The sequence below is a fragment of the Okeania sp. SIO2B3 genome (assembly GCF_010672525.1).
Lineage (GTDB): Bacteria > Cyanobacteriota > Cyanobacteriia > Cyanobacteriales > Microcoleaceae > Okeania.
Map to the genome: position 1 here is coordinate 554618 of NZ_JAAHGH010000005.1, position 9012 is coordinate 563629.

General features: G+C 32.7%; 8 protein-coding genes. 7 read left to right on the top strand and 1 reads right to left on the bottom strand.

Going from position 1 to position 9012, the window contains the following annotated elements; all coding sequences use genetic code 11:
• Positions 1 to 196: 196 nt before the first annotated feature.
• A complete protein-coding gene (locus tag F6K15_RS07830) occupies positions 197 to 1030 on the bottom strand; it encodes a DNA adenine methylase (protein WP_293059331.1) in 834 nt (277 codons plus the stop codon).
• A 141-nt stretch (positions 1031 to 1171) separates the two neighbouring features.
• Between F6K15_RS07830 and F6K15_RS07835 the strand changes: the two genes are divergently transcribed.
• From F6K15_RS07835 to F6K15_RS07865, 7 genes are all read left to right on the top strand, one after another.
• Positions 1172 to 3274, top strand: coding sequence for a GNAT family N-acetyltransferase (locus F6K15_RS07835; protein ID WP_293059334.1), 2103 nt, complete (start codon positions 1172 to 1174; stop codon positions 3272 to 3274).
• 22 nt (positions 3275 to 3296) lie between these two features.
• Entirely contained in the window at positions 3297 to 3737 is a 441-nt protein-coding gene (locus F6K15_RS07840; protein ID WP_293059337.1) for an ASCH domain-containing protein, read from the top strand.
• Positions 3738 to 4003: 266 nt separating this feature from the next.
• A complete protein-coding gene (locus F6K15_RS07845; RefSeq protein ID WP_293059339.1) occupies positions 4004 to 5710 on the top strand; it encodes an AAA family ATPase in 1707 nt (568 codons plus the stop codon).
• 7 nt (positions 5711 to 5717) lie between these two features.
• Entirely contained in the window at positions 5718 to 5960 is a 243-nt protein-coding gene (locus F6K15_RS07850) for a hypothetical protein (RefSeq protein ID WP_293059342.1), read from the top strand.
• Positions 5961 to 6351: 391 nt separating this feature from the next.
• The gene (locus tag F6K15_RS07855; RefSeq protein ID WP_293059345.1) at positions 6352 to 6585 is read left to right on the top strand and encodes a hypothetical protein; all 234 of its coding nucleotides are present in this window, start codon (positions 6352 to 6354) and stop codon (positions 6583 to 6585) included.
• Positions 6586 to 6865: 280 nt separating this feature from the next.
• Complete coding sequence (locus F6K15_RS07860; protein WP_293059348.1) at positions 6866 to 8398, top strand: McrB family protein; 1533 nt, start codon at positions 6866 to 6868, stop codon at positions 8396 to 8398.
• A 63-nt stretch (positions 8399 to 8461) separates the two neighbouring features.
• On the top strand, positions 8462 to 8770 hold the full coding sequence (locus tag F6K15_RS07865; RefSeq protein ID WP_293059351.1) for a hypothetical protein: 309 nt from the start codon (positions 8462 to 8464) through the stop codon (positions 8768 to 8770).
• Positions 8771 to 9012 lie beyond the last annotated feature (242 nt).

A 9012-nucleotide genomic window follows, 5' to 3' on the forward strand; every position in this document is an offset into this window, starting at 1 on the left:
GTTGCAGCAATCTTGTTGGAATTGAATCTTTGTTCAGCAATTAACAATTAACAATTAATAATTACCTCTTCTTAAAAGAAGAGGATTGACTAAAAGGATTTTTTTTATTTTATCCCCTTAAAAGGGGAGGCTTTAAACCTGAATTATTGAATGAATAATTATTAACTATCAACTCTTAATTATTCATTATTCATTATTAATTATTAATTATTCGGTAATTTACCCACAAAACTTCAACCCGGTTTTGCTTTTTTCCGTCGATACCAGTATTAGTCGAATGAGCTTTTTTTGCTGGAGCATCAATACAATACCAGTCTTGATAAAGCGTATCAAATAATTGACAATGATATCCAGAAATGGCAACTTTACCTTGAACACTATGCAACACTTCAGCTAATTTTTTGTGTTCGTCATCGGTCATTTCATACCCATAAGCTTTTGTATCGGTCCGCGAGTCGTGAGGATAGGGAGGATCGCAATAAAAAAGTGTTTCCTCACTATCGAAACGTTTGATAACTTCAATAGCTGGAGAATTTTCAATTTGCACCCGTAGTAACCTTTGCACAATTTCCGATAATCCCTCTATACTACCTAACCAACGGGAAACAGCACCCGCCATTCCTGCTCTGGTTGTCAGTTTACAATGTGCCCAACGTCCTACACTCGCAGTTTGAGCTAATCCTGTTCTGACTTGTCTTGCTCGGACAAAAAAGCGACGAGCGCGTTCTAAGTCAGAAATTTTTTCTGTAGGTGGTGTCAGCGCTATTTTAAATTCTTCTCTAGAAAAGGGAGTAAGAGCGATCGCTTGAATTAGTTCTTCTTGAGAGTCCCGTAACATTCTAAAAAAGTTAACAACTTCTCCATCTAGATCGTTATAGGTTTCTACAGCAGAGGGTTTTCTATTTAATAAAACTGCTGCCGAACCACCAAAAGGTTCACAGTAATGTTGCGTTTCTGGCAACAGTGGCAATAACCAATCAAGATGATTAAATTTTCCTCCATACCATCCAAAAGCTATTAACTTACTCATTATTTTAGTTGGACTTTAATTATTATTAAACAATGGGTTCTATAGTATAATAAAAAATTCATTGCTACAAATATTATGCTGTCTATGATTGTATTGATTGAATACCTAAGTCTAGTTAAGTGATTTAAACAAGGATCAAAAATGACAGAACAAATAAAAATTATAGAAATTGACGAAAAATCTCCCCATTTGCAAGCTGTTATTGAATTGGGTGATACTAATAGAGAAACTCTAGGTTTTCTCCCTAGAAAAGCTTTTAATAATTATGCAAAATGTCGCCAAATAATTGTAGCTATTGACTCTAATAAAAGTTGCGTTGGGTATTTATTATATAGAGTAGCAACTTCATATAACCGAGTTGGTATTATTCATTTATGTATTGCTCATTCTTATCAAGGTAAAGGAGTAGCTAAAAAGTTATTTGGTTATTTAGTTGAAATTACTCAACAAAAATATAGTGGTATTGGTTTAACTTGTCGTCGTGATTTTAATTTGAGTGATTTTTGGTCTAAGTTAGGTTTTGTTTTTCAGTACGATAAACCAGCCAAAACTCCTGAAAAACTTAATGCGTATTGGTGGTTCGATCACCATCATTCAAATTTGTTTTCCAATGCTACTGCTCATCAACGTGAGTATAAATTATATGTTGCTATAGACTCACAAATTTTCTTTGATTTTTATCATAGTGACAATAATAATAAAGATGCTCAATCTTTACTTGCTGATTGGTTAGACCCTGACTTACAGTTATGTTTGACAGATGAAATTTTTAATAAAATAAATGTTTTTTTTGACAATAAATATGAGAGAAAGCACTTCACAAACCTAGCGAAAAAGCTCTTTACTATTTTATCAGCAAATAAAATATCTTCCTCAAAATTTCAGTCTATTAAAAATTTAGTTGAACAAAGAAAAATTAATATTAGTGAGTCGGATATTCGCTATATAGAAAAAGCTATTAGATCAGATGTTTACATTTTTGTAACTGATAATAGCAGTCTCTTAGATATAGCGGATGAATTTTATGAACAGTTTAATGTCTCTATTATTCATCCTAGAGATTTGATTATTCAAGTGGATGAAATTCGTAGACAGACAGAATATCAGCCTGTTCGTCTAGCAGGTACTCTACTACAAAAATCCCGTGTTACTATAGGGCAAGAACAGCTTTTAAATAAATATTTTAGAGCTGATAAATTGGGTGAAACTAAGGCTGATTTTCAACAAAAAATACTTCGCTTTATTACAGAAACAGATAAATTTGATTGTTTTTTTGTTTTTGAAGGAGAAAAACAACCTTTAGCATTCATTGTGTATGATCGGCGTAAAAAATATGAGTTAGAAATTCCATTAATGAGAGTTGTAGATACTTCTATAACTCCCACTATAGCTAATCATTTAGTTTTTGAATCTATATCAATTTCTGCGAGAGAAGAAAGAAATTTCACTAAGATAACAGATCCATTATTGCCAGAAGCAGTTATTAGAAATATTCATAAAGATGGAACTTTTGTAGAATTTAATCATACTTACTTAAGAGCTAATATGGCTATAGCTAAAACAGCAAATCAACTATCACAAGATTTAGAAAAATTAGCCGTTAGCTTAGGAAAAGAATATAAATTTTGTCATCAAATATCTCAACTTCTTCAGAAAAAAGTAGAAAATGAACATGAGCAAAAAGAATTATATTTTATGATAGAGAAATACTTATGGCCTGCCAAAATAATTGATGCTAATCTTCCTACATGGATTATTCCTATTAAAGCATTTTGGGCAAAAGATTTATTTGATGAAGAGTTAGCTAATAATTGGTTATTTGGCTCTAAAACTGAGTTAGCACTTAAACGTGAACTTGTATTTTATCGTTCTAAGAGAGGTTTAAAACCTGGTGTAATTGGTAGAATTATATGGTATGTCAGCAATGATGAATCTTTTCCATACGGAACAACAAAAGTAATTAAAGCTTGTTCTCTATTAGATGAAGTTATAATAGACAAACCAGAAAAATTATATAGACAATTTCGTAATCTAGGTGTATATAAATTAGAAGATTTAATAAAAATTACCAAGAATAAACCTAATGAAGATATAATGGCTATTCGATTTAGTGATACTCAAATATTCACTAATAATCTCACTTTAAAACAGCTTCAAAATATACTAAAAAAGCGTACAACTGTTCAAGGATTATTTAAAATAACACCAGATGAATTTGCCCAAATATACGAGCAAGCAACGTAACAGTAAAAAGGATTCTAAAAGTATGTCAAATACAGTTCTTTTATCTATAAAGCCAGAATATGCTGATCAAATTTTCTACCAGAAAACAAAAAAAGTTGAATTACGTCGTGTTTTTCCCGATCTAGAGAAAGATGATTTAGTTATAGTTTATGTTTCATCTCCTAAAAAAGCCGTAGTTGGTTACTTTAAAATCAAAAACATTATTAAAAAAGAAGTTTCTTACCTTTGGGAAGAAGTAGAGGGCAAAGCAGGAATTACCCATGAAGAATTTTATGATTATTATTCAGGAGTAAAATTTGGCATAGGAATATTTTTCCAAAAAAGCAATACCTTTAAAAAACCAGTCGAATTAGAAAAACTAAGGGAAGAATTGAAGAATTTTAGACCTCCCCAAAGTTATCGTTATTTAAAACCGGATGAATGGGAAATTATTAAGAGATTGGTAGATTATGATTTTGAATAATTAGGGTTTGCGCTTCACTAGTCTTTTAGTAGGGGTAGGAGACAGGAGACAGGAGACAGGAGTTAGAGGAATGAACGAGGAGGCAGGAGCTAAGTTTTGTCCCAAGATTGTTCTACCATAGTCAGCCCAAAATACTAGCTTTTTGCAGCTCTTGGCACTGAAAATCTGGTACTTTTTTTAACCCCAAAAAGGCTAATACTTTATATTTATCAATACGTGCGAGAATTAATCAGCAAGCCCTAATTAAAAAATAAAAATAACTGTGTATGGCAATTAAACAACTAACTTTATTTATTCAACTTTTCCAGGAATTTGCTGACTCATATCCCTATAGCCCAGAAGGATTAAATCATAGAGCTTCTTATGAAAAACAACGTCAACAAGGTCGCCGGAATTTTGCAGAAATAACTGCTGCTGTTAAGGCAGGGGAAGACATAACTGAATCGGTTAGATTCAAACTTTTACCTCATACTAATACTCCCATAAATCGACAAAGGGGTGCATGGACTCACATTACTGAATCAAACAATATTGATTTAACTGAATGGTTTAAATGGTCTACAAATCAAGGTTGGGAAAAGCAAGAATATTGGTCTGTTATTGCTAGAGAAATTTATAATTTTGTAAATTCCTGTATTACAGATTATCATAAATTTTTATTAGCTTGTAAAAATTTTTCTAAATTACCAAATTCTGGAAGATTTCAAGCAGGAAAAATGACACCTATTTTGAATGCACTCAAACCGGATGATTTTCTTTTAATTAATGATAGAACGATCAAAGTAATTAATTATTTAAGTAACACAAAATATACTGAAAAGCTAACTGAATACCCATATATTAATCTCACTGGTCATAATCTAATTTTAGAGTTAGCTGAAGAAATGCAGAAACACAATATACCTGCGATGCGAGATGATGATTTATTTGATATGTTTTGTCATTGGTTAGTAGCTGTGAAAAAATACAATTTTCCTAGTGAAAATATAAACAGTACAGACAATATTTATGAAACTAATCAAGATGAAAAAATCAATTCCACTCCAACAAATAAACATCTCCAGAAAAGGTTCTCAAACCCTTACCCTGCCATTCCAAAATCAGTATTTTTGGAGAGGTATAATTTACAACCAGAACACACTCTAATTCAATGCTCCCAAGAAACCAACTTCCCAGAAACACAACTCACCCAATGGATATGCGCCATCGATCGCAAAAAACAAGCTATTTTCCAAGGTCCACCCGGTACTGGCAAAACTTTCCTCGCTCAAAAACTCGCTCAACATTTAACTGCTGGAGGTGACGGTTTCTGGGAACTCATCCAATTTCATCCTGCTTACACCTACGAAGACTTTATTCAAGGTATTCGACCGCAAACCCAAGACGGAAAACTCACCTATCCTGTTGTTCCCGGTCGCTTCCTGAAATTTTGTCAAAAAGCAACACTCTCTCAAGATACTTGTGTACTCATCATAGATGAAATTAACCGCGCTAACCTTTCCCAAGTTTTCGGCGAACTTATGTATCTCCTCGAATACCGGGATGCAAAAATTCCCCTTGCTGGTAGTGGAGAGTTATTCAGCATTCCTGAAAATGTTCGCATTATTGGTACGATGAATACTGCTGATCGATCCATTGCTTTAGTAGATAATGCACTCCGTCGTCGCTTTGCTTTCATCAAACTCTCTCCTAACTATGACATACTACGTCAATACCACGAAGGAATAGAAGAATATTTTCCAATAGAAGAATTAATTGAAATTTTAGAAGAAGTCAACCAAGAAATAAACGACCCCAACTATCAAGTTGGCGTTTCCTTTTTTCTTCGAGAAAATATTGATGAGGAAATACAAGATATTTGGCAAATGGAAATTGAACCATACTTAGAGGAATTTTTCTTTGCTCAACCAGAAAAAGTTGATGAATTTAGGTGGAATAAAATTCAACATCGAATGTCAAAATCAGAAAATTAGATAGACAGTGATCCAAACATCTCTTCCTGTCAAAAAAAATCTATTATGGTTGGCTTTTTCCAATATAAAATCTCCCGAAATTATCGAACTTACTGAATATAGACATCACCAGTTTCTACCAGATAAAATTGACTATGATATTGCTACAAAGTTATGGCAAAAATACGACTTGAGAGACATATATTTCAAAATTGCTTCGGCGAGTATTCCACCATTCTCTCGTTACTGCCATATTAGCAGCAACAATTAGACTTTGTCTTGGTCTGGCGGTTAAATAGCCAATAAAACTTGTTTATAAGTATAAAGTTTCATTCATTGCTATTTAATTATTGTTCAAATTTACCTTGTTTAAATTTAGTGATGAGCAAATTAAAACCTAATTTTATTGTGTTAACAATGTTTGAAAGCTAGTAAATTGTTTTCATAGGAAGCAGTCAACCAAGAAATCAACGACCCCAACTATCAAGTTGGCGTTTCCTTTTTTCTTCGAGAAAATATTGATGAAGAAATACAAGATATTTGGCAAATGGAAATTGAACCATATTTAGAGGAATATTTCTTTGCTCAAGCAGAAAAAGTTGATGAATTTAGGTGGGATAAAATTCAACATCGAATGTCAAAATCAGAAAATTAGATAGACAGTGATCCAAACATCTCTTCCTGTAAAAATATCTCTGTTATGGTTGGTTTTTTTCAATATGAAATCTCCCGAAATTATCGAACTTACTGAATATAGACATCACCAGTTTCTACCAGATAAAATTGACTATGATATTGCTACAAAGTTATGGCAAAAATACGACTTGAGAGACATATATTTCAAAATTGCTTCGGCGAGTATTCCACCATTCTCTGGTTACTGCCATATTAATTAGCAGCAACAATTAGACTTTGTCTTGGTCTGGCGGTTAAATAGCCAATAAAACTTGTTTCTAAGTATAAAGGTTTCACTCATTTATATTTAATTATTGTTCAAATTTACCTTGTTTAAATTTGCTCATAACTAATATTTTAACCTAATTTTATTCATTGATTGTGTTCATAATTTAAGATTACTTTGTTTTAAAGCTATTGAATTGTTTCCACAATTAGTTTATAATGCCATATAAATTAACTAAAATATCTAAAGCATAGAATATCTGACAGAATAGTAATATGCCTAATGAAGATTTTTATTCAAAGTTTTCTAACTTGCTTTCAGAGCTGTCAGAGGTAGAAATAAATAAGCTTTTATTACAACTATCTCGTAAGAGTTTAGATTCACTAATTGAAGTAGAGTTTTTACAACGTTTACGCGAACCAGTTTTCAAACAATTACCAGGATATATTACTAAATATATTATATCTATTAAAGCCGAACATTTATCTCAATTATTGTCTATCAGAAGTAGAGGACTATTTTTTAGGACACAAGCAGGTTTATTATTTTTGACTGATGCAGGAAATTCTAAATTACTAATAGGTTTTTTGATATCATTTAATGACATTGATAAACAAACTCGGCAACGTTTTCAAAACAATATTTATCAGTATCATAAAGAAACAAACTCTATTTTTACAGAATTTGGAGAAAAGTATCCTCTAGAATTTGCATATACAACTGATGACCATCAAACTCTTAATCAACAACCTGAAATGGGGGAATGGATTATAAATAATGATATTAGAAGTATTGTTGTTACGGCAAAAGTTGATTTATTTAGGAGAAAAAGTTACAAAAATTTTTCTTTCTTTGAATTAAGCAAAGATATAGTATCAATATTTCAGAAACTATTTCCGTTAGTTTTACTAGCAAAATACGATCACCCAATGCCAGTAATATATGAGTACCTAAGTGTAACTGGTATAAGATACCCCCTATCCCAATGCTCCCAAGAAACCAACATCACCGAAGCACAACTCACCCAATGGATACGCGCTATCAACTGCAAAAAACAAGCCATTTTCCAAGGTCCACCCGGTATCGGCAAAACTTTCCTCGCTCAAAAACTCGCTCAACATTTAACTGCTGGAGGTGACGGTTTCTGGGAACTCATTCAATTTCACCCTGCTTACACCTACGAAGACTTTATTCAAGGTATTCGACCGCAAACCCAAGACGGAAAACTCACCTATCCTGTTGTTCCCGGTCGCTTCCTGAAATTTTGTCAAAAAGCAGCACTCTCTCAAGATACCTGCGTACTCATCATAGATGAAATTAACCGCGCTAACCTTTCCCAAGTTTTCGGCGAACTTATGTATCTCCTGGAATACCGGGATGCAAAAATTCCCCTTGCTGGTAGTGGAGAGTTATTCAGCATTCCTGAAAATGTTCGCATTATTGGTACGATGAATACTGCTGATCGATCCATTGCTTTAGTAGATAATGCACTCCGTCGTCGCTTTGCTTTCATCACCCTCTCTCCTAACTACGAAATATTGCGCCAATATCACAAAGAAATAGAAACAAATTTTTCAGTGGAAGGGTTAATTCAAGAGTTAGAAAAAATCAACCAGGAAATAAATGAACCCAACTATCAAGTCGGCGTTTCCTTCTTTCTTAGAGAAAATATTGATGAGGAAATACAAGATATTTGGCAAATGGAAATTGAACCATATTTAGAGGAGTATTTTTTTACTCAACCAGAAAAAGTCGATGAGTTTCGGTGGAATAAAATTAAAGATTTCATGTCAAAATCAGAAAATTAGATAGACACTTATCCAAACATCTCTTCCTGTAAAAAATCTATGTTATAGCTGTATTTTCGCAATATGAAATATCCCCAAATTATCCAACTGACTGAATATCAACCTCGCCAGTTTACAGAAGAAATAGAAGAATATTTTCCAATGGAAGAATTAATTGAAATTTTAGAAGAAGTCAACCAAGAAATAAACGACCCTCACTATCAAGTCGGTGTTTCCTTTTTTCTTCGAGAAAATATTGATGAGGAAATACAAGATATTTGGCAAATGGAAATTGAACCATATTTAGAGGAGTATTTTTTTACTCAACCAGAAAAAGTCGATGAGTTTCGGTGGAATAAAATTAAAGATTTCATGTCAAAATCAGAAAATTAGATAGACACTTATCCAAACATCTCTTCCTGTAAAAAATCTATGTTATAGCTGTATTTTCGCAATATGAAATATCCCCAAATTATCCAACTGACTGAATATCAACCTCGCCAGTTTACAGAAGAAATAGAAGAATATTTTCCAATGGAAGAATTAATTGAAATTTTAGAAGAAGTCAACCAAGAAATAAACGACCCTCACTATCAAGTCGGTGTTTCCTTTTTTCTTCGAGAAAATATTGATGA